15 protein-coding genes and 1 tRNA gene are annotated in these 21,009 nt (G+C 66.2%); 5 read left to right on the top strand and 11 right to left on the bottom strand.

The window, feature by feature from the left end; translation table 11 throughout:
- Positions 1-77: 77 nt before the first annotated feature.
- From AB4Y68_RS04815 to AB4Y68_RS04780, 8 genes are all read right to left on the bottom strand, one after another.
- On the bottom strand, positions 78-938 hold the full coding sequence (locus tag AB4Y68_RS04815; RefSeq protein WP_441454372.1) for a tryptophan 2,3-dioxygenase: 861 nt from the start codon (positions 936-938) through the stop codon (positions 78-80).
- A gap of 55 nt (positions 939-993) precedes the next feature.
- Positions 994-1,521 (bottom strand): CHAP domain-containing protein, encoded by a 528-nt coding sequence (locus AB4Y68_RS04810; RefSeq protein WP_441454371.1) that lies wholly within the window; start codon positions 1,519-1,521, stop codon positions 994-996.
- Between the two features lie 34 nt (positions 1,522-1,555).
- Positions 1,556-2,689 (bottom strand): acyltransferase family protein, encoded by a 1,134-nt coding sequence (locus tag AB4Y68_RS04805; RefSeq protein ID WP_441454370.1) that lies wholly within the window; start codon positions 2,687-2,689, stop codon positions 1,556-1,558.
- A gap of 79 nt (positions 2,690-2,768) precedes the next feature.
- On the bottom strand, positions 2,769-3,221 hold the full coding sequence (locus AB4Y68_RS04800; protein WP_441454369.1) for a COG3650 family protein: 453 nt from the start codon (positions 3,219-3,221) through the stop codon (positions 2,769-2,771).
- 17 nt (positions 3,222-3,238) lie between these two features.
- Positions 3,239-3,538 carry a hypothetical protein gene (locus AB4Y68_RS04795; protein WP_441454368.1) on the bottom strand — a complete coding sequence of 100 codons (300 nt, stop codon included), beginning with the start codon at positions 3,536-3,538 and terminating at the stop codon, positions 3,239-3,241.
- Positions 3,539-3,547: 9 nt separating this feature from the next.
- Positions 3,548-3,907: a YdbL family protein gene (locus tag AB4Y68_RS04790; RefSeq protein WP_441454367.1), complete on the bottom strand. Its 360-nt coding sequence runs from the start codon at positions 3,905-3,907 to the stop codon at positions 3,548-3,550.
- 20 nt (positions 3,908-3,927) lie between these two features.
- Entirely contained in the window at positions 3,928-4,116 is a 189-nt protein-coding gene (locus AB4Y68_RS04785; RefSeq protein WP_431566299.1) for a YnbE family lipoprotein, read from the bottom strand.
- A gap of 88 nt (positions 4,117-4,204) precedes the next feature.
- Positions 4,205-7,393 carry an intermembrane phospholipid transport protein YdbH family protein gene (locus AB4Y68_RS04780; RefSeq protein ID WP_441454366.1) on the bottom strand — a complete coding sequence of 1,063 codons (3,189 nt, stop codon included), beginning with the start codon at positions 7,391-7,393 and terminating at the stop codon, positions 4,205-4,207.
- Positions 7,394-7,724: 331 nt separating this feature from the next.
- Between AB4Y68_RS04780 and AB4Y68_RS04775 the strand changes: the two genes are divergently transcribed.
- Complete coding sequence (locus AB4Y68_RS04775; protein ID WP_441454365.1) at positions 7,725-9,080, top strand: peptidoglycan DD-metalloendopeptidase family protein; 1,356 nt, start codon at positions 7,725-7,727, stop codon at positions 9,078-9,080.
- A gap of 408 nt (positions 9,081-9,488) precedes the next feature.
- Here AB4Y68_RS04775 and AB4Y68_RS04770 read toward each other — a convergent pair.
- From AB4Y68_RS04770 to AB4Y68_RS04760, 3 genes are all read right to left on the bottom strand, one after another.
- Positions 9,489-9,600, bottom strand: a tRNA-Arg gene (locus tag AB4Y68_RS04770).
- 61 nt (positions 9,601-9,661) lie between these two features.
- Complete coding sequence (locus AB4Y68_RS04765; RefSeq protein WP_441454364.1) at positions 9,662-10,285, bottom strand: WYL domain-containing protein; 624 nt, start codon at positions 10,283-10,285, stop codon at positions 9,662-9,664.
- A 122-nt stretch (positions 10,286-10,407) separates the two neighbouring features.
- Complete coding sequence (locus AB4Y68_RS04760; protein ID WP_441454363.1) at positions 10,408-15,165, bottom strand: DUF3320 domain-containing protein; 4,758 nt, start codon at positions 15,163-15,165, stop codon at positions 10,408-10,410.
- 250 nt (positions 15,166-15,415) lie between these two features.
- On the opposite strand from AB4Y68_RS04760, the gene AB4Y68_RS04755 reads away from it, so the two are divergent.
- From AB4Y68_RS04755 to AB4Y68_RS04740, 4 genes are all read left to right on the top strand, one after another.
- Positions 15,416-15,940 (top strand): hypothetical protein, encoded by a 525-nt coding sequence (locus AB4Y68_RS04755; protein ID WP_441454362.1) that lies wholly within the window; start codon positions 15,416-15,418, stop codon positions 15,938-15,940.
- A 241-nt stretch (positions 15,941-16,181) separates the two neighbouring features.
- On the top strand, positions 16,182-18,146 hold the full coding sequence (locus tag AB4Y68_RS04750) for a hypothetical protein (protein ID WP_441454361.1): 1,965 nt from the start codon (positions 16,182-16,184) through the stop codon (positions 18,144-18,146).
- The gene (locus AB4Y68_RS04745) at positions 18,139-18,501 is read left to right on the top strand and encodes a hypothetical protein (protein ID WP_441454360.1); all 363 of its coding nucleotides are present in this window, start codon (positions 18,139-18,141) and stop codon (positions 18,499-18,501) included. The genes AB4Y68_RS04750 and AB4Y68_RS04745 overlap by 8 nt, the downstream gene beginning before the upstream one ends.
- A complete protein-coding gene (locus AB4Y68_RS04740; RefSeq protein ID WP_441454359.1) occupies positions 18,501-21,005 on the top strand; it encodes an Hsp70 family protein in 2,505 nt (834 codons plus the stop codon). Before AB4Y68_RS04745 ends, AB4Y68_RS04740 begins: the two co-directional genes overlap by 1 nt.
- Positions 21,006-21,009: the final 4 nt, after the last annotated feature.

Raw genomic sequence — 21,009 nt, 5'->3', positions numbered from 1 at the left:
CAGCGAAGGTTGCGGCCATGATGCTGGCGCGAATATCTGAGCTTGGACGCGACGCGTCCAAACCGATTTCGCGCCCGTTACAGCTTGGTGCGCAGCGACCACAGTTCGGGGAAGCAGCGGCGCTTCAGCGTCTCGACCAGATAGCCGACGCCGTCGGTGCCGCCCGTGCCCTGACGGCGGCCGATGATACGTTCGACCGTCACCACATGCTTGTGCCGCCAGGTCAGCAGGGCGTCGTCCAGATCGACCAGCTTTTCGGCCAACTGATACAGGGGCCACCAGCGCTCGGTGTCGCGATAGACCTCCAGCCAGGCGGCCTCGACGCCCTCGGACGGCTCATAGGTCTGGCTGACGTCGCGGTTCAGCACCTCGGCCGGGACCGGCAGGCCCGCCTTCGACAGTTGCAGCAGGGCGTCGTCATAGAGGCTGGGGGCCTCGATGGCCGCCTGCAGCGCCGCGTAGGCTTCGGGGCGTTCGGCGTGGAAGCGAAGGAAGCGCGGGTCCTTCAGCCCCAGCATGGTCTCCAGGCGACGGAACTGGTCGCTCTGGAAACCCGAACTGGACCCCAGGTCGCCGCGGAATTTCAGATAGTCGGAGGGGGTCATCGTGGCCAGGATGTCCCAGCTCTGGGTCATCACCGCCTGAATGCGGCTGATCCGCGCTAGGCTCTTGTAGGCTGGGACCAGATCGCCCGACCGCACCAGCGTCTGGGCCAGGGCCAGTTCGTGCAGGATCTGCTTGAGCCACAGTTCCTTGGTTTGGTGGATGATGACGAACAGCATTTCGTCATGCTGGTCGGAGCGCGGATGCTGGGCGCTCAGCAGCACGTCGAGCGACAGGTAGCCGGCGTAGGTGATGCCGGTCGGCTCGTGCTTGGCGGTCTCGATGGCCCTTCCACGAATATCTGGGCCGCGAATGTCGTCGGGGGCGTCGGTCATCCGCCATCTATCGCCGGATCGGTCCCCGAGGGCCAGCCCGAACGGCGCCGAAAACTCAGTTGCCGGCGCGGGCCTCGGCGGCGTTGGCGGCCATCTGGCGGCCGTTGTCGAAGGCGTCGCGCGCGCCTTTGTAGACGAAGCCATAGGTCGGATAGACGGTGGTGCCCAGGGCATTCATCGGATTGTACCAGACCTTGACCCGGCTCCAGTCGCCCGAGGGGGAGACGTCGACCACGGTGACGTTCTCCTCGACCTTGCCGCGGCTGCCGCCCCAGTTGGCGTGGGTCACGCGGATGACGCGGTCGGTCAGGATGTCGGAAACGACGGCGACGTGGCCCTTGTCCATCCGGCCGCTGGGCTGGAAGACCAGAACCGAGCCGGTTTCGGGGGCGCGGCCGGTGCGGAAGCTGTTCACCGCCTGGCTCCACCAGGTCCAGGCGTCGCCGAAGAGCTGGATGCCCGAGAACATGCGGGCGAAGGTCACGCACTGCCAGTAGGAGTCGTCGGCCTTGGCCGGCGCGGAGCCGAGGGCGAAGAATCCCAAGGTCGCCGCAACTGCGGCGGCTGTGAGCCGTTTCATCATCTGGCGTGCTCCCGACTAAAACGCGGACCAAGCCTTAGACGATAGCGTCCGAAGGTTGAAGAACCGTTTCGGACTGTTTCTCCGCCTCATCCACAGGCGCGCGGCGTCGTTCGGCCATCCCGCGCAGCGCCTTGCGGGCCGGGCGTTCGATCAGGTGATAGGTGGCCGCCGCAGCGGCGATCAAGCCTAGAACTATCCCCAGCCACACGAGAACGTGAAGCCGCTTGTCCTCGGCTCCGGTCGCGCGCGCGGCCAGATTGACCGCCAGGATCTGCCACGGGGCGCAGACCATGTAGACCGAATAGCTGATCTCTCCGAGGTAGACGGCGGGCCTGGAGGCCAGCCCGCCGGCCCGGCCGTTGGGCAGGGAGGCCAGGGCCAGGATCAGCAGGCCGGCGGCCAGAACCGTGATCGCGTCCCAGGCCAGGACCGAGGCGCTGGCGATCATGACGGCGGCGGCCGTGAGGGCCATCAGCCCTGCGCGCGGCAGGGGCGCGCGGCGATAGACCAGGTAGAGGGCGCAGCCAAAGGTGAAGCAGGGGACGATGCGCAGCGCGCCCCAGCGGAAGGTGGCCTCGGTCAGGGGGAAGCCCGCCAGACGCTCAAACGCCGCGTAGAGCCCCATCAGGAAGACCGCCGCGCCCGCCGTGGCGACCCAGGGCCGTTTCCTCAGCGGCCAGGCGGCCAGGGCGAACAGGGGGAAGGCCAGATAGGCGAACCACTCGGCCGAGATCGACCAGGACGGGTGGTTCCAGCCCGCCGAATTGGCGAAGCCCCAGGCGTGGACCATCAGCAGATGAGCGGGCAGGGTCTTCCAGCTCAGGACGCCGCCGTCGATGCTCATCCCAACGGCTGTCGCCGCTAGACCCAGGGCCATGACGCCCAGCAGGGTGACGATATGCAGCGGATAGACCCGCGCGATCCGCGCCCACAGGAAGCCGCGATAGGAGAAGCGCTTCTCGGCGAAGGCGTGCAGATAGACGTGGCTGAGGATGAAGCCCGACAGGACGAAGAACAGCTCGACGCCCAGATAGCCCTTGGCCGTCAGGTTCGGGATGAAACCGACGTCGAGGTTGGGCCAGAAGGTGTAGAGGGCCACCCAAAGGGCCGCCATGAACCGAAGGGCGGTCAGCGGGCGAAGATCGATAGGCGTCTGAACCGGGGTCATGCGGCCACCATGAAACGACGCCGCTTTGGGAAGCGTTAAGCGGCCTGTGGCCTTAGGAGCAAACTCGGCGCCAGACGCCCTATTCGACGCGGCCGGATTCGCCGGCCTTTTCGATCGCCGCGCTGGAGGCCGCGCAGCCGGTCAGGGTCTCGCCGCCGATCTCGACCTTGGCGGTCAGGGGATAGGTGCGGTCGCTCATGCCGTCGGAACAGTCCGTGGCCATCAGGGTGACGACCAGCGGGGCCCTGGCTTCGGTTTGGGTCGTCCAGACCGCGACTGTCCCTTGCAGCGTCGGGCCGGAGTTGGCGGCCTTCTGCTCGGGGCGGTCGACGCCGGAATAGGTCAAGCCCTGCGGGGTGATGTCGACGGCCCAGAAGGGTTCGGTCCCCAGCACGCGCAACGGCTGGTCCAGATCGACCCCGGCCAGGGCGCGCGCCTCTTTCGGCGCGATCGGGGCTTTTCCAGCGGGTTGCGAACAGGCCGCCAGCGCGGCGGCGGTCGACAGGGCGGAGAGCAGCAGGGCGAAACGCATGACGGGCTCCGAGAGGATCAGTAGTGGAGGTCGTCGTCTTCGGCCTCATCCCGGCCGGGGTCCAGTCGATTGTCGACCCGGTCGTCCCAGCCCTCGCGATCGGAACGAAAGGCCAGGGTCATCAGTCCCCAGGCCAAGCCGACCGTGCTGAGCACGCCGAAACCCATGGCGATCCAGCCGTGGACGGACATGGGTCCGCCGCCGATCAGCCGCCAGTATCCGGCCAAGCCCAGAACCGCGACGGCGGCGATGGCGGCCGCCAGGCCGAGGGCCAGCAGGAAACGTCCCGCCCGACCCCTGACCCGCAGCGTTCTCATCGCATCAGATCAGCGCTGGACCCACTGGCCCGCGGCGTTCTTGTACCACTGGCCCGAGCTGATGCGCGGCAGCAGCTGGGTCTCGAACATGCGGGCGCCCGCGACCTCGGCCGTGGTGCCGGCGTCGGCGGCGCTGCGGGCGTAGGCCTGGCGGCGGCCGGCATTGGTGGCGCTGACGGCGGTCTGGGTGTCTGGGGTCACCGAGGTGCGGACGCCGAGATAGCCGTCGGCCTGCTCGCCGACCGCGCCGGCGGCCTTGGCCTGATCGACCAGGGCCTTTTGCGAGGCGGTCTGGGCCACGGCGGCGCCGGCGGCCACGCCGAGAGCGGCGACGGCGGCGACGGCGACGAAGAGCTTGCGATGGTTCATGTTCAGCCCCTTTCTTTCGGTCAGAACAGGTTGGGGTTTTCGCGCAGGAGGTTCTGCAGTTCCTGGTCGAGCTTGATGCGAATGTCGGCGTCCAGCTTGGCGTAGATCTGCAGCGGCTCGCTGAATTTGATGTTCACCGTAGGCGAGCAGGCGGCCACGCTGACGGCGGCGAGGCCGAGAACGACGGCGATCTCACGCTTGCTGATCATGGGGCCGATCTCCGAAGGCGGCGGTTAAGGTCGTGACGATCTAACGCCGCCGCGGGTGAATGGGTTCTGAACAAAGCGGCGCCGTATCTCAAGGGGCGATTGGGGGCGTTTCGCCTCGGCGCGCGTATTCCATCAGGTCGGACACGATCTGGTTGGCGTTCCAGGTGGTGTCCAGCGTCAGGTCGATCGGCGTGTCGGAGGGCAGGGGCAGCTTCTTCTTGAGGAAGTCGCGGCGGATCACGTCCATCCAACTCAGGCGCAGTTGCTGGCGTTCCGGCGGATCGTGGCGGCCATGGATGTGGAAGCGAACGCCCAGACGCCCTGCGTCCAGACTGTTGACCTCGGCGCTCAGGTCGCTGATCGCCAGGTCCTGCATCGCCTGATAGGCCAGATCCTGCATGGTGTTGGGCGGCAGGGCGGCGGCGCCTTCGGTCGCGCCCGCGGCCTCCAGGTCGTCGAAGACCTCGGGCTGGATCGACAGACGACCGGGGCGGACCGCGTTCAGGACGCCGCCCGTGATGCGCCAGCCGACATCGGGGGCGTAGGTGAAGGGCAGGCGGCCCGACACGACGGAATCCAGCTTGGCCTTTTCCTGCAGGTTGGCGCTCTTCAGCAGGTCGTTGAGCTGAACCTGTTCGACCACGATCACCCCGCCCCAGGGCTGGCCGGGCGTCAGCGGAATGCTGAGCGGTTCGATGCTGATGCGGCCGCCCGCCGCCTGGATCTTGCCGCCGGACAGATTCAGCGCCTTCTCGTCCAGAGCGAAGCGCAGCGCCAGATCGGTCAGGGGCGTGACCGACTCCAGCCGATCGACCGTCAGCACCTGATCGGGCGCGGTGATCAGCGGCGTCAGGCTGGTGAACTCGACCCGGCCCTTTAGCCCCTTCACCTTGCCGGCCGGGCTGGTGAAGTCGAGGCCGGGCGTGGTCAGCAGGCCCGAACTGGTCGTGGCGGTCCGGGACCAGTCGAAGCGGCCCGCGAAGGCGGCCGAGCCTTCGACCGGCGACTTAAGATAGTCGGCCGCCAGCGGGCTGAGGTCGTCGGGCTGAAGCCCCTGGGCGGTGAAGGTCAGGTCGGGCGCGCTGATGGTCACGCCGCCGGCCTCGGCCTTGCTGTCGTGACGCAGGTCGACGCGGCCCACCGCATGGCCCAGACGGGTCAGGTCGAACCCGCCGCTCCACACGTCGCCGGCCAGTCGCGCCTCGCCGGTCGCGGCCAGCGGCAGGAAGCGTTGAGGATCGGTGGTGTCGGCGACCTGGGCCCGGGCGACGGTCGCCGTCATCGACAGGCCGGAAGGCTTGCCGTCCACGACCAGCCGGCCTTGGGCGTCGGCGAAACGCATGGCCAGGAAGGGGGCGGAGGCGGCGACGTCGGCCAGCGTGCCCTCGGCGCGCCAACTCCTGTCCGCGACCGTGATCAGCGGGGCGTGGGCGGGGCAGAACCGGCCCGCCACATCCGTCACGTCGTTCTCGCCCAACTCCAGCCGTTCGACGCTGACGGGGATGCAGTCCTGGGTCGTATAGGTCAGCCGCCCGTCGCCGGACGCCAGTTCCCCCTGGGTCGACAGGGCGATGTTGCGGCCCGGCCCGAAGTCCAGCGCCGCCTTGCCGTCCAGCCGGGCGCGGAAGCCGCCCTTCGTCAGGCTCCACGACGGCACGGCGAAGTGGGCTTCGGGCAGGCCCCCGCCGCGCTGCGCGGTAAGGCTCAGGGCGCCCCCGCCCGCCTGATCCGGCTCGGCCGCGAACAGGGGCGTCGGCGCGGGGGTCAGGGTCAGTACGCCGCCGTTGGCCGGACGGGCCGTGATCGGGCGGGTCAGGGTCAGCTCCGTCCCGGCGCTGCCGGTGGCCAGCTTCAGCCCCGGCGCATCCACGGCGAAGGCGCCCAGCGCCCGTTTCAGCTCGGCCAGTTCAGGCAGGTCGTCCGCCGCCGGCGCGCCGAAAACGGTCCAGGCGGCGCGCGACGCGCCCAGCGCCCCGGTGGCGGTGATCCGGGTCACGCCGTCGCGCACGACGTCCAGCGCCAACCGCCCGCGCGCGTCGTTCAGGGTCAGGTCGCCCGCGGCCAGCCGTCCCGCCGTCAGCGCCAGAGGTCCCTCGATCTCGAAGGCGTCGCCGCGACCGCCCGCGATCAGGCCGCCGGACGACAGGGTGGCCTGGCTCAGCCGCGTCCCGCCCGAGGCTCCGCTGTCGAGGGTGATGGCGGCGGGAGAGGCGATCCGCCATTCCAGGCCGCGTTCGCCGCGCGCCACGGTGACGTCGGCCCGGCTCAGGGCGATGTCGGCGCCGCGCGCCTCCAACCCCTGACCCGTCAGGCGTTGGGCGCGAACACGCGTCCGACCCTTGCCGTCGACGCGGAAGGTCTGGGTCCAGCCTTCGGTCCGGCCGTCGAAGTCGAGCGAGGCTTCGGTCTTGCGTCCCTCGATCCCGCCGGCCTTGAGGGCGTCGGCGGTCAGGCGGGCGACGATGACGGCGCGCCCGTCGCCGCGACGGGCCTTGAAGTCAGGATAGGGCAGGTCGCCGGTCAGGTTTAGCCGGGCGGTCGTTCCGCCGCCGCCGTTCAGGGAGAAGCGCTCGGCCTCCGCCTCGATCTTTAGGGCGACGCGGTCGCCGACGGTGGTCAGGTCGACGACGGCGCTCAGGCCTCGCGCTTCGGTCTCGCCGCTCTTCAGCGAGGCGGCGGGCAGGCGCGCGGACAACTGCATCAGCTTGCCGTCGTCGACGCGGGCGTCGGCCAGGACCTGCACCGGGCCGTATTCGGTGTCGATGCGGGCGCGGCCGCCCTCGACGATGACCAGCGGGCCGGGCATGTCGGGACGCGGCGGCTTGGCCAGGAAATCCTTGATCAGGGGGTCCAGCGAACCGAACGACAGTTGGCCCTTTGTCCAACTGGCCCTGGCCAGCGGGCGGATCAGGCGGATGCGGCTGGGGGTCACGCCCAGGCCGGTCTTGGACCAGGGCATGCCCAGGGCGTAGTCGACCTCGACGCGTTCGACCTTGAAGTCAGGATTGCGCGGGTCGCCGATGACGATCTTGCCGACGAAGCCGTCCATCTCGAGCTGTTCGACCTCGACGTCCGCGTCGATTCCCTTGCGGTCCAGCCAGTCGGTCAGCAGTTCGCGGGCGGCGGCGCGCCGGTTCAGATAGAGGGCGGCGGCCAGGACAACGAGCAGCAGGACGCCGATCAGCAGAACGATCAGCATCGTCCGGGCGACGGAGTCCGGGCGACGGCGGGCCTGAGGCTGGGGCTGGGGCTGGGGAGCAGGAGTGTCGTCGGTCAAAGGCGCTCGGCGTTCGGCGGCGGAAGGAGGGGCAACAACGCCACAGATTGCTCGCGGACAACAGTTGTGGCCGCATGAACACTGGGGCGTGTCGCTTCAGTCACTGTTCAGTCGAGCAAGGCAAGAAAAGGGCCGTTGATGTCGGGAGATCCTGGGAAAACGGTGGAATACTCAGCGTTCACCCGGCCAAGTTAACCAATTGTAACCTGCGCGCTTCCCAAGTTGGGACGGACGGGCTATATCGCTCGCTTCGCGTTTCCGGGGGGACCTGGACGCGATCCATGATTCGAGTGGTTTGGCGCTGCGAGGCGTCGTCGATTGCCGGGGACCGATGGCTCAGTTCGATCCGCGCCGCCAGCCCATGCGGCTCGCGCCGCATCTCCTGACGACGGCCGCAGCCGTGGCCATCGCCCTGATGGCGGGTCAAGCCTATGAACCGGCGCGCGCCGAGGAAGTTCCCGCGCTGACGTCCGAACAGTTCGCCTATCTCGAGACCCAGGCCTACGCCGCCGCCGGCGCGCCCGCCGGTCTGACGGCCCCCGAGGCCATCCCCGTTCAAATCCGCCGCGGCGAAACCTTCGAACAGGCTGTGCGCCGCACCGGCATCGGCGCCGAGGAAGCCAGCGCCGTCGCCGCCACCATCGCCAGCGCCTTCGACCTCAAGGACCTGCGCGCCGGTCTGAAATTCGAGACGGCGGTGTCCAAGCCGCGCGGCGGCCGCGGCGACGCCCGCCTGATCGGCCTGACCATGCGCACCGGCCCGGCCAGCCAGCTGACCGTGTCGCGCAGCTTCGACGGGGCCCTGCGCCTGCGCGCTCTCGACGAAAACGTGACGCACGAAACCGTGGTCGCCAACGACAAGGTCCAGCGTTCCCTGTCGGCCAGCGCCCGCGAACTGGGCGCCACCTCGACGGTCGTGCGCCGCGCCAGCCAGTTGTTCGCGCACAAGTTTGACATGCAGCGCGACGTGAAGGCCTCTGACGAATTCACCCTGGTCTTCGACCGTTCGGTGACCGAGGCGGGCCGCACGGTCGAGACCGGCGAACTGCTCTACGCCGAGCTCAAGGGCCACGCCTTCTACCGCTATCAGCGCCCCGGCGCTAAGGCGGCGGAATATTTCGACGCCACCGGCAAGAACACCCGTTCGGCCATGATGCGCACCCCGTTGCAGAGCTTCCGCCGGGTCAGCTCCAATTTCGGCGTCCGCACCCACCCCATCTCGGGCTATCGCAAGATGCACCAGGGGATGGATTTCGCGGCGACGACCGGCACGCCCATCGTGGCGCCCGCCGACGGCGTGGTTGTCGAAGCCCGTCGCTGGGGCGGCTACGGCAACTGGCTGCGCATCCGTCATTCCAACGGTCTGGAAAGCGGCTACGGCCACCTGTCGCGCTACGGCTCGGGCATTCGCGCCGGTCAGCGCGTCAGCCAGGGCCAGATCGTCGCCTATGTCGGCTCGACCGGCGCCTCGACCGGCCCGCACCTGCACTACGAACTGTGGCGCGGCGGTCAGCGGATCAATCCGGCCGGCGTGAAGACCCAGGAGGGCACCGTTCTGGAGGGCTCGGATCTGGCCGCCTTCCGCGCCGAAAAGGCGCGCATCGACCGGATCATCGCCGCCGGCGGCCAGCGCCGCCCGGTGGTGCAGCAGGCTTCGGTGTCGGGCCTGCGTTCCGTCGAAGGCTGACGGCCGCTTAAGAACATGGCGCGTGGCGCTGGGCGTCGCGCCGCCGGGGACCGAAGCGGTCCTTTGAGGGCGAGGCGGGCGTCGGCGACATAGCCGCCCTTGGCCACCTAAAACGCGCTGGTGTCCGCCAGATTGCCCGAGGCTGTGGCGCGGGCCGCGCTCTCGGCGTGGCTCGGCTCGCGCGCTGGCGCTAGCGCCGACCCGTCCCCTGAATTCGTCGCGCCTTCAGCGACGCCGCGTCGATCACGATCAGGCGTCAGAAAGGCAGGAGTCGCCTCATGGTCAGGCCTCGCCTCTGCCAGGCAACAATCTTAAGGCGTGATCCGTCAAGGGGCGCTAGCGCGCATGGCTAAAGGCGGGCCCGGGCGGGTCCGCCTCATGAAACGTCTGATGCAAGGAAAGAAGAAATGGCGCGCCCGGAACGATTCGAACGTCCGACCCTCAGATTCGTAGTCTGAGGCAAATTTGTTTCTTTTCAGTCGCTTAGTGACGAGCGATTGTAAAGGCAGCGGTTGCTCGCGGTCTAGGGGCTCGAGTGTTCCAAACGGCTCTCGCGAGTTGAGGTGAAGCGTCTGGCTGCCCTAGACTTCCCGACGGAGACTGGCCTCGATCGTGTCCACGAACGCGAGTTCGGCCGGATCGAGGATTCCATCGGACTCAACGATCCTCCTCAGCGATCGGCGCAGAAGACGGGTGTCGGTCTGAGGGATGCGGGCCAGCGACTTGTAGAAGCTGGCATGGTCAGGGGTGAGCAGCGACAGGCGACGCCTCAACAGTCCTTCATCCAGCGGGCCGTCCTCGTAACGGTCGAAGACATGGATCAGCAATTGATCTTGCTCGTCCGGGTCGAAGCGGCCGTCTGCTGCGCCGACAGCCGTGAGGATGGTTAGGTCATCAGAGCAGAGACGAAACGCCCGGTCTTCATGAGTTTCGGGCTGCGACAGCAGCGGGTGGCCCAGGAAAAAGGCCTTGGGCTCGGCGTGAACTTCGCCGGTCGATGCGTCGAACACCTCCTGGACTCGGTCCAGGGCAAATCGGCGCACACGCTGTCGGAGGTGGCAGAAACAGAGCAGCATGTGGCCGGTTCTGCTGATCTCGACCTTGCGTACGGTGACGATCCGCTGGGAAACGCTGCCGGCAGTGTCTTCGTAGACAATGTGGAAGACGATCGGCGGCGAATCCGCTGCGTCGCTCGCCGTGCCCATATCGTCGCTGTCTTCACCAGATGCAGCGGAACGTCGCCCTCCTACCTTAAGGAAACGCGCGGCGGCGGCGCGTGTCCCTAAGGCCGCTTTGACGGTTACGAAGTGATCCAGCCCCAACCAACTCACGCTGCGGCCCTCACGATCAAGTCTCCTTTGACGATGAAGACGCCGCGCTCTTCCAACCGGGCAACCCCCTCGTGCAGGACCTCCCGCAACTGTGCGCTGGTCGATGCAAATCCAAATGCGCGAGACGCTGCAAGGACTAGGTCGTCGCGGCCTGCTCCGAAATTCGCATCTACGATCACCTGGAGGGCTGCGTCGATCTCGGTTGGAGGCAGGGCTCCGGGCTTCCGAAGGCTGAGCGACCCGACCATCGAACGATCTCTGACGACGATGGCCTGACCCGGCATGGCGTAGAACGTCTCGCCTTCGATCAGGCCGTGCTGCGCCGCCGCTGAGGCGGCGCGCTCGACCGCTGCGCGAATGCGCGAGCCAGCACGACCTAGGCCCCAAAGGATGCGAATCCGGGCGATGATTTCGTCGAGATGGACCGGCCCTTCGGCCTCGACGACCTTGACGACGTAGGCTGCCATTTGAGCCAGCGACGTCTCATGGGGTTCGACGCTGCGGTTCACCGGGAAGTCGGCTTCCACATACATGTTGCGGTCGTGCACGAACGCAGAGCCGGTCTCCATCACCGCTGTAATGAGGTCCGTGTCGTCGTCGATCTGCTCGGCTTCGAACGACACAGGCACGGCACGCGCCGGTTTGTAGCCATCCTCATCGCGCGCCGACCATTCGGCTCGGGCGGCGGCGATGGCGTCTTCGATCTTCTTCAACTCAGCCTGGGGGCGCAGATACCAGTCGGCGCTCCACACGCGGTGGATGATCCAGCCGTGGGACTCCAGAACCTGCTGGCGCAACCGGTCTCGGTCGCGAGCAGACCGCGATGAGTGGAACTGGGCGCCGTCGCACTCGATGCCCAGGGTGAAGCGGCCTGGCTTGTCGGGGTCCGAAACCGCCAGATCAACCCGGAAGCCGGAGGCGCCGATCTGGCGTTTCACATCGTATCCGAGCGCTTGGAGCCGTTCGCTGACCTGAATCTCAAATTCGCTGTCGAAGTCCTCGCCGGTCACTTCGCCGAGGCCGAAGTTGCCGGTCTCGGCAAACGTCAGGAACAGCTTCAGCGCGGCTACGCCTCTGGCTCTGGAGCGCTCCAGATCGATGTCGGCGCCGGTGAAGTTGCAGAAGACCTCGCACCGCAGCTTGGCTCGCGAGATCAGGACGTTCAGCCGTCGCTCACCGCCTTCGCCGCTGAGCGGGCCGAAGGCGTGAGCCAGATAGCCCGTCTCGGTTTTGCCGTAGCCCACCGAGATGAAGATCACATCGCGCTCGTCGCCCTGGATGTTTTCCAGGTTCTTGACGAAGAAGGGCTCGTTCGATGCACCGCTGAAGAAGTCCTCGACGTCTGGGTTGGCGCGACGAAGCAGTTCCAGTTCCTTCAGAACGGCCTGGCGTTGGGCCACCGAGAACGTCGCGACCCCCAGGGTCTGCTCTGGGTTGGTGCGCGCGTGGTGGATCGCCGCCTCCGCGATCGCCTTCGCCTCCTTGGCGTTTGTCCGCGTGCCGCCTCGATCGTAGGCGGAGTCCTTCATCAGGTTGAACTTCAGTCCCATGCCGGCGACGGCGTCATAGGGGCTGGGCACGATGAACAGCTTGTTCTCGTAGAACTCCCGGTTCGAGACCGCGATCAGCGACTGGTGCTTGGAGCGGTAGTGCCAACTCAGCATGCGGTGCGGCACGCCCTTGGCTAGGCAGAGTTCGAGGATGCTCTCCGCATCCTTGGCCTGGATGGTGATGCCGTCGTCGCTTTCCTCGGGGTCTTCCTCGCCCGTCAGCTTCTTGAAGAAGGCGGTAGGCGGAAGCTGGCGTTCGTCGCCTACGACGACGATCTGGTTGACGCGCGCGATGGCGCCCAGCGAGTCCACGGGTTCAATCTGGCTGGCCTCATCCATGACCAGTAGGTCGAACTGAGTGCCGCCGGGCTTCAGGAACTGGGCCACGGACAACGGACTCATCATGAAGACCGGCTTCAGTTGCTGGATCGCAGGCCCAGCTTTGTCCAGAAGGACGCGGATGGGCAGGTGGCCTCGCTTTTTGGCCATCTCGGCATTCAGGATACCCAGCGGTCCAATGCCACTCGCCCCGCGCGGACGGCCCTCGGCGTGGGCGGCGACGATCTGTTCCTGCGCCAGGTCAATGCGCGCCTTGTCGAGTTGTCGGAACGCGGCGACCTGATTGTTATGACCGTCGCCGTCGAAGGCCCGCAGCTCCGGCCATGCCGTAAACAGGGTGACCCGCAGGACTTCGGCATAGGCCCGCTCAAAGGCGGGGCCGAGCGTCTTGTGATCCAGAGCGCCTTCATGGAGGCCATCAACCAGGGCTCCTGCGCCGAGGTCGGAGAGCGCCCTTGCCCGCGAGGCGAAGGCGATGAACCGGCTCAGGCCCTCAAGGTCGCCCAGCCACTCGGTCAGGCGGGTCGCCAGGGTTGCAAGCGGGATCGCCGGGGGAGCGCTGACGCCGAACGCTCGCTTCACATCAAGGTCGAGCTCGGCGGAAACGGCGCCGAGGCGCGTCTCGAAGTCCGGCAATGCCTTCACCAGGCCGATACGCGCCTTCTCGATAGGCGTGATGTCGGCTGCCTCAGTCAGGCGCGTCCACGCAATCGGGGGCAGGTCCGTGTGGGCGCGACGCCAAGTCAGGATGGCGTCGAGTTGGCTCCAGTCCGATCTCTCTCCTTTCCAGGTGGCGCCAAACGCGACCCCGGCCGGTTCGGAGGCGGCGAAGGCGGCCTTGGCGTTCTGGGCCGCTGTCATCTGATCGACCAGAGCCAGGCGCTCGGCAGAGGTTTTCGGCAGAGCAGTCGTCACGTAGGAGCGCAGCAAGGCGATCTGGGCGCGGTAGGTCCCGTCGAGGAAGCGCAGGAGACCGGAACCCTTGGTCACGATCGCCGTGCGAATGGGGGTAAGATCGGCAATCCTGCCGGCCTCGTTGAAGGTCTGTTCGGCGCTCGTCCAGGCGGTGACATAGGCGCGGCCGGCGTCGATTAGGCGCTGGAGATCGTCGAGATCGCTCCAAGGCGCAGAGGTCAGGGCCGATCGATCCAGGCCTCCTGGCAGCGGCGTGAGAGCCAGGAACGCCAGAGATCGGTGCAGGTCGGCTGCTGTGTGGGGGGAGGGGGCCGAAAGAATCTCAGTCGCGACATCGGCGTGCCGCTCTGCGTCGGTCTTTGAGACAGTCAGCGCTTGAATGCGGTCACCTAGCGCCTGACGTTCGACGGGGTCGAGGGCGTCGCGCCGGACGCCGCGCCAGACGTTGGCAGGGACCGGTCCAAGCGCACGCGATCGCTCGGCGACGTCGACAATCATCGCGCGCCGTGTCGCCACGGCCTCGCGATCCCATTGATCGGTGCCTGTCAGCACGTAGCCCGAGGGCGCCGTCGATTCTTGCGAGCGCGCCAGAAGGCCCAGAATCGACTGGGGGGTCAGACCGCTCGGTTTCAGTGGCTGGTGCAGACGTCGGGCGAACGTATTGAGCACGCTGCTGGTCTCGCCCAACTTGTCGATCACGCTCAGGTCGCCGCGCGCTGGCTTGTGCTGAGCGTCACGGGTGCGTTTCAGTTCCTCCAGAACCGTCCGTTTGTTGACCTTGTTCGAATGCAGTTCCAGCGTCAGCGGACCGAGGCCGACCTGGCGCAACCGCCGGTGCACGACATCCAGCGCTGCCATTTTTTCGGCAACGAAAAGGACCTTCTTTCCACGCGCGACTGCGGCGGCGATGATGTTGGTAATCGTCTGCGACTTGCCGGTGCCGGGAGGCCCTTTCACCACAAGGGAGCGTCCGCCAGCGGCTTCGGCGATGACCACGGTCTGTGAACTGTCGGCGTCGACGACGTGGTGGAGTTCCAACGGACGGATAATGTCGTCGATAGCGTCGTCGTCGCCGACAAGCGGGGTGCTTTCCGGGAAGCCGTCCCGCAGTAGGGCGCTGATCATTTCGCGGGTGTCGATTCCCGCGTCGCTGGGCCAGTTGTCGGGATCGAGGTCCCGATACATCAAAAATTTCGAGAAGGAGAAGAAGCCGAGCACCATGGCGTCGGGCAGGACCTCCCAGCGCTTGTTGTTGGAAACGGTCTCAGCGAGTCGGGCGCAGTACCCCGCCAGATCGACCTCATCCTCGTCTTTGAAGTCTTCGATGGTGAGGGCGAACTCAGCCTTCATCTTGGCCTGAAGTGTCAGGTTTGGCGACGGTGGTTCGTCCCTCCAGCGCAGCTTGAACTTGTCGGCGGCGCTGGTGCGCTCCAGTTTCACCGGAAGAAGGACTAGCGGGGCGTGCCGTGCAACGTCTGACGTGTCGCTGTCGAACCAGCGCAGCAGACCGAGCGCCAGGTAAAGAATGTTGACGCCCTGTTCCTGCTCCAGGGTCTGGGCGTCGTACCAGACGTCGAATAGCCGCTTCTGAAGGCCTTCAGAGGTCAAGCGGGTCTGGAGCCGCGTGTCCGTGTGACGCGAGGCGCGTCCCTGATCATCGACCGCGTCGTCCTCCGGCTGCGGAATGCCGCCCGTGACGTCATCGTCGGGATCGAGTTCGGCGCGGTCCGCCTCGCTCAGTTGGGCACCGGGCACGAAGCTGAGGGCCTTGTTTGAGGTCAGAAGGCGGAAGACTTCGGCCGATTTTTCATCGACGATTTCGATCGCGCGGTTGTTCTTGGTCCGCAGCGGGGTGTTCAGCAGCCGGTTGCGGGTCGACAGGTCGAGAAGCGCGTTGCGCTCCTTCAGCAGACGGTCGCGAATAGAGCTGATGACGTCGCCGTCGGCCATGTCGGTGCATCCCCGAGGGTTGTTGTGATCAAACCCTACAATCATTCCAGATCGGGACGCGAGTCTGCGTCTCATGGCCGTCGTGATTGGAGCTGCTACGCAGCCTGAGCGCCGGGGGCGTCGGTAAGCTGTCCTGCGACGTTCGCCCAAGGCAATCGTCGATTAACTTGCAGAAGCTGCCAAGGCGCGCTTCTTTGCTTGATCACCGCTTTCGATCGACCCGAAATTAAATACTGATGGAGCCAAGCCAATGTTTTCGCCCTTCGGGATTGCCTTCGGCGCACCCCTCGATAGCCTCTCGGTCCTCAGCGATCTAGGCCAAGGTGGCTATATTGTAGAGGCGCCTGCGCCGCACCCGTTGTTTAACAGATATGTCGTTCGGGCTTCGCCGCGTCTGGGCATTGTTTGGATCAAGGGGGTAGGTGCTGAAATAGAAAATGACAACTTTGGCACCGTTACCAGGGGAGCTGCAGATCGTGTCGCGGAGCAACTCTCACAAAAATATGGCAGACCCAAGAAGACCGATTTTCTCATGGAGGGCTCTATCTGGTCTGAGGTGCAAGATTGGATGAGCGCTCTCAACAACAATGAGCGCTACTACTGCTACAACTGGGACGCTGAGGAGGGAGCCCGCCTCCCTGATGGAGTCGAAAGCATCTTCGTGGGGGCGGTTCCTGTGCAGGGCTACGCGGCCCAAGTAGTGCTTGAATATGCCTCCCGGACGCTAGCCGATGCTGAGGCTGACCTAGAAAGGCAGATGGCGGACCTTCTTTAGGGCTGGTCTCGAAGGCACGGTCGCCTCGCACTGATCGGTCGTGAACGTCCAAGTTTGAGTCAAAGCCGCCGCGTTCGCAAACTGACGCGGGGGATATGTCTTCGCCCGTCTCAAGCTCGGTTCTTTGCTTGCTGCTAATGCGATGCTCGATTCCAAGATTTTTGGCGTGCAAACTTGACGCGAAGGGGGCGCGCGAAATCTAGAGTAAGGTGTCGCGTCCAGGTGACGTGGGGGGACTGATTTGGCTTTTTCGTTAGCGGACAATCCGTTTGCGCGCCTCGCGGTGTCGGTGAGGGCGCGTGCTGCCAGGATCGAAGACGCCTTCGAAGACGCGGTGATCGATCACCCGCACGAAGAGACGGCGCTCCTCAAGATGAAGCAGGCGCTCACCTTCCCCAAGCCCAGGCTCGAAAACGAGATCCGGTGGCTTCCGGATATCTCCCCGGCGAAGGCCGAACAGGTGATGGCCGCGCTCAGATCCGGCGATGCCCAGGAGACGCTCCGGCTGTTGCGATACGATTCGTCGCCAATCTCCGCCGCCAACATCGCGGCAGACGCCTGCGGCCGTTTTTCGGTCGATCTCTTTGCAGAGCGCCTAATGGCAGCCCACGCCGACTTGTCCGTCGCGGAGGTGGCCCAGGAGATCAATGCGGTCCGCGCCGCATCAGGATTTGGTGCGGTCGATGTGCCGCAGATCGAACAAGCCCTAGTCGGCGTCCGATCAGAACATGCGTCGGCCCTGGTCGAGGCCGCGGCGGGTGGGGGCTCGCCGGGCGCGCGCGTCGCCCGACTCCTTGAGGGGCGTGCTGGGGCTTTCGAGGATCAGGTCGCCGAGGCCTACGGCCGCTGGGCCGCACCGCAGTTGCGTGAGATCGAGACGGCGACAAAGGCCAAGCTGGAAGGGATCGAGGTGACCGGCGAAGGCCTGATCCGCGAGGTCGCCCGCGAACTTCGGACCTGGAGCGACATCAGTGCGCCGCTACAGTTGCAGAACGACGCGCGTGGGCTGGATGAGCCGCGCTCCCTTAAACTCTACATCGCCGCGCGAAACGCCGCGATTGCCCTCGCCAACGATCATGGGCTCTATGACGCCGCCCACGAACTCACCGAAGTTCTGTCTGAAGTGTTCGGGAGCCTGCCTTCCGCGAGACGTCAGCTTCCCGAGGATCTCGAGGCACTGCGCCGCATGCAGCGCGACGTCGCGCAGAATGAGATCGTTCAGCCGCTGGAAGTCTGTGTCGGAGAGCTTTCGACGCGGTCGCGGCAGTCGGCGGTGATGATCGAGAGCCAGGCATGGCACGGGGCCGAGCTCGCCAAACTCGATCAGACGTTCGATTCTGTCCGGGCGGCAGGCAGCGGCGACGACCTTGCGTTCGCGGTCATTCGCGCCTTTTCGTTAAAGCTCAACACCGACGGCTTTCCCCGAGCTGCCCTCATCCTCATGGATCGGTACTTGGCCAGGGCATCCGCCGTCACGGGGGAGGCGAGAGCGCAGGTCGAGCGTGACCTTCTCATCCTCAGAAGCAACGCGGACCACAAGGATCTGAATCGCGCCTTGGAAGACCGTCGGTTCAGTGAAGCGGGCGACATCGCGATGCGTATGCTGAGCTACGAGCGGGATGACGACGTGCGCCAGACCCTCCACCAAATCTGTACCGGGGTTCAAAAGCGGCGCGAGGCGCGGCGCAGCCAGATCACGGGCTGGGTCGTCACAGGGGCGATTGTTCTGGGAATCGTCGCCGTGGCCCAGGGCAATCGGACGCCAGCGTACACCCCGCGGCCCTCGTATGACGCTCATGACGGCTATGGTGAAGGCTCCGGCGCCCAGCCGGCTGCGGATGCCGCCCAGGCGGCCACGAACGCCTCAAGCCAGGATTACGGTGTGCAGGCCGAGCCTGACATCGCCGCGCCGACCGTGGACATCCCGCCTCTTCCCGACGAAGGCGGCGCGACACGCGTGCTGACGCAGATGGAGATCGAGAACTGTCTGATCGAACAGGACATCCTCGATCAACTGCGGACCCTGACCCCGAGCGACGGCGCCATCGCCCGATTCAATCTGCGAGTCGACGCCTACAATACACAGTGCGGCGAGTTCCAATATCGCCAAACCGACATGGCGCGGGCGCAGACCGCGGTTGCGGGCCGGCGAGCCGAGACCGCCGCGGAGGCGCGCAGACTAGCGGAGGCTTGGGCCTATGAGTGAGGCGGATGAATTGCCCAAGGCAGTGGTAGCGCTCGTCGTCGACCACTGGCGTCTGCTGCGATCGCTCGAGCGGCTCGTCGATCAGCTTCCCGAAGGCGCTGGTGCGCGGACGGCGGGCCAGGTCCGATTCCAGCAGGGGCGGCTGAACGCGGTCCTGGACGATCTGGCCCTCACGCTCGCGACCTATGAGGGCAGGGTGTTCGACGGAACCCTTCCCGCGACCGGCCAGAACGCCGACGAATTTCCGCCGGAGACCGCGATGCGGGTCGGCGACACCATAGAGCCCACGGTTCTCTGGCGAGGACGTGTCGTCCACGCCGGCCGGGTCAACCTTGTCGTTTCAGGAGACGTTTGATGTATCTGGGTATCGACTTGGGAACCTCCAATTCGGCGGTCGTCGGATACGACGGCGAAATGCTGCGGGTGTTCAAGACCGCCGAGGGCGCTGACGTTCTGCCCAGCGCGCTCTTCATCAACGCCCAAGGGCGGCGGTTCGTGGGCAAGCGCGCCTATGAGCAAGCCGCGCTCAGTCCGGACAACGTAGCCCTGGCCTTCAAGCGCATGATGGGGACAAGCACCCCCCTGGGCTTCGCCGCCGCCGCGACCACGCTCACCCCGGAGGAGGCGAGCGCGGAGATTCTGCGCACCCTCTTGGCTCAGGCTGATCTCGAAGCAGGCGGCGAAGCGGTGAGCGGCACGGTGATCACCATGCCCGCCGCCTTCAACCAGATGCAGACCGAGGCGACCTTGCGGGCCGCCGAACTCGCCGGCGTGCGGCCAGTCGCGCTTCTGCACGAACCGATCGCCGCGGCCATGGGGTCGATGGCGAGCTCCAAGGTTCGTGACGGCCAGTTCCTCGTCTACGATCTCGGCGGCGGCACGTTCGACGCGGCCCTGGTGCAGAGCTCGGGCGGCGTCGTGAACGTGGTGGCCAACGAGGGCATCAACATGCTCGGCGGCCGGGATCACGATCGGGCCCTGCTCGCGCAGATCGTCGTGCCGTGGCTGGAAAGCACTTTCGACCTCAGCGGCGAGTACCAGCTCGATCCGACCTTCGCGAAAATGCTCCGCCGCATCCAGCTTCGACTGGAGGACGCCAAGATCGAACTGACGAGCCGAGAATTTACGCAGCTATTCATCGGCGACGACGAACTCCGGGTTCAGGACCGGTCCGGGGCAGACATCTATGTCGATGTCGAAATTACCCGTGGACAGCTAGAGACACTGGTTTCTGCAGACATCGACCGGTCGATCGACCTCTGCGGCAGGATGATCCGCGACAACGGCTATCGGGCCGAGGACATCGATCGTGTGGTCCTGATCGGCGGGCCGTCCAAGATGCCGATCGTGCGCTCCCGGGTTCCGGAGGCGCTTGGCGTCGCCGTCGATCTCTCGACAGACCCCATGACCGCGGTCGCGCGCGGTGCGGCCGTTTATGCCGAGAGCCGGGAGTGGGGCGACACGCGCAGCACCCGCAAGGCGTCCAGGGCGAGCGAGGTCGCCGGGGCCGGCGTTCGCTTCGATTACCCGGCGCGAACATCTGAGGACAGCGCGCGCCTACGCATCTCGGGATGCGGGGGACACCGCGTCCGAGTGGACGCCGTCGACGGCTGGTCTTCGGGGGAGATCGAGATAGCGGACGATCACCGCATGTCCTTGCCGCTGTCCCGGCTGGGCGAGAACCTCTTCCGCGCGCACGTCAGTAGGCTGGGCTCGTCCACGGAGACGATCGAGCTCCGGATCACCCAAACGGCGGCTTCGGCGGCCGGGGTGCCCCTGACGCACACGCTGGCGATCGCGGTCGAGGACGATGCGGCTGGCGGTCGGCGCGATCGTCTGGAACCGATCGCGGAGAAAGGCGCGATCTTGCCGCTGGCCGGGATCAAGACCTTCCGGGCCGGGCGGACGCTGGTCGGTGGCGCGGACGACCGGATCGACATCGGCTTCTTCGAAACATCTCCCGGAATCCTCGAACTCGACCTTGCTCGATCGGTCGGCGCCTTCCAGCTGCGGGCCGACAATCATCTCGAGACCGGCCAGGTCCTCCGAACCGGCGAGAGGATCGAAGTCCAATGGCAAATCGACGAGAACGGCATCGTCCTTGCGGCCATCGCTCTTCCGGACATCGGCGTGTCGTTCGACAGCCAGAAATTTTACAGCTCGGCCGCGGGACATCGGAACTTCGCCGGAGACGACGGCGGCCTTTACGTGAGCGCCCTCGTGACCGACGCCTCCGGGGCGATCGAGTCCGCCCAAAAGGCCCTGAGCCACACTGCCTGGCTCGAGGTGGACGCGCTCAAGGACCGCGTCTCACGTCAGGAAGTCCGCCTCTCCCAGAGTGTCGATCCGGAAGTGAGGCGTCAGGCGGCGGAGGAAATGCACGCGGTTCGGGAGGATTTGCACCGCCTGACGCATGCTGACGAGCATCGGGTCGCGGTTCTCAATCGAGACCTGGCCACACTCGAGGAGCTGGTGGAGGGGACGCTCCGGCCACAGATGGACGCCGAGGACGCCGCGCGCTTCGATCAGTTGGCGCATTCCGCGCGGCAGGCGCTCGACGCCAGCGCGCCGAAGGACGCCGAGGCGCCGATAGAGCAAATGCGTGCGCTGGTGTATCGCTCCTTGATGAGTGTTCCGGACTTCGTGCTCGGCCGGTTCGAGGATCTCGTGCCGGATCGCGCCGTGGCGTCGGACAAGAATCTCCATGACAAGCTGGTGGAGGTCGGGCGCGCCTGCATCCGTCGGCAGGACTGGGACGGCCTCAGGCAGGTAACGATCGAGATCCAGCGCAACTTCGTTGTCTTTGCGCCGTCCACTCGTCAGATGGACGCGCTGTCGGGCCTTTTGCTGGGGCATTGATCGG

It is taken from the genome of Brevundimonas sp. 2YAF1 (genome assembly GCF_052114745.1).
GTDB lineage: Bacteria > Pseudomonadota > Alphaproteobacteria > Caulobacterales > Caulobacteraceae > Brevundimonas.
The sequence above is the reverse complement of the archived record's forward strand: the minus strand, read 5'-3'. Positions and strand labels throughout refer to the sequence as shown.

Coding starts and splice junctions, on each gene's coding strand:
- AB4Y68_RS04745 (WP_441454360.1), top strand. CDS start 18,139: ATGAGTGAGGCGGATGAATTGCCCAAGGCAGTGGTAGCGCTCGTCGTC.
- AB4Y68_RS04755 (WP_441454362.1), top strand. CDS start 15,416: ATGTTTTCGCCCTTCGGGATTGCCTTCGGCGCACCCCTCGATAGCCTC.
- AB4Y68_RS04815 (WP_441454372.1), bottom strand. CDS start 938: ATGACCGACGCCCCCGACGACATTCGCGGCCCAGATATTCGTGGAAGG.
- AB4Y68_RS04740 (WP_441454359.1), top strand. CDS start 18,501: ATGTATCTGGGTATCGACTTGGGAACCTCCAATTCGGCGGTCGTCGGA.
- AB4Y68_RS04775 (WP_441454365.1), top strand. CDS start 7,725: ATGGCTCAGTTCGATCCGCGCCGCCAGCCCATGCGGCTCGCGCCGCAT.
- AB4Y68_RS04805 (WP_441454370.1), bottom strand. CDS start 2,689: ATGACCCCGGTTCAGACGCCTATCGATCTTCGCCCGCTGACCGCCCTT.
- AB4Y68_RS04785 (WP_431566299.1), bottom strand. CDS start 4,116: ATGATCAGCAAGCGTGAGATCGCCGTCGTTCTCGGCCTCGCCGCCGTC.
- AB4Y68_RS04810 (WP_441454371.1), bottom strand. CDS start 1,521: ATGATGAAACGGCTCACAGCCGCCGCAGTTGCGGCGACCTTGGGATTC.
- AB4Y68_RS04795 (WP_441454368.1), bottom strand. CDS start 3,538: ATGAGAACGCTGCGGGTCAGGGGTCGGGCGGGACGTTTCCTGCTGGCC.
- AB4Y68_RS04790 (WP_441454367.1), bottom strand. CDS start 3,907: ATGAACCATCGCAAGCTCTTCGTCGCCGTCGCCGCCGTCGCCGCTCTC.
- AB4Y68_RS04800 (WP_441454369.1), bottom strand. CDS start 3,221: ATGCGTTTCGCCCTGCTGCTCTCCGCCCTGTCGACCGCCGCCGCGCTG.
- AB4Y68_RS04765 (WP_441454364.1), bottom strand. CDS start 10,285: ATGGGCACGGCGAGCGACGCAGCGGATTCGCCGCCGATCGTCTTCCAC.
- AB4Y68_RS04760 (WP_441454363.1), bottom strand. CDS start 15,165: ATGGCCGACGGCGACGTCATCAGCTCTATTCGCGACCGTCTGCTGAAG.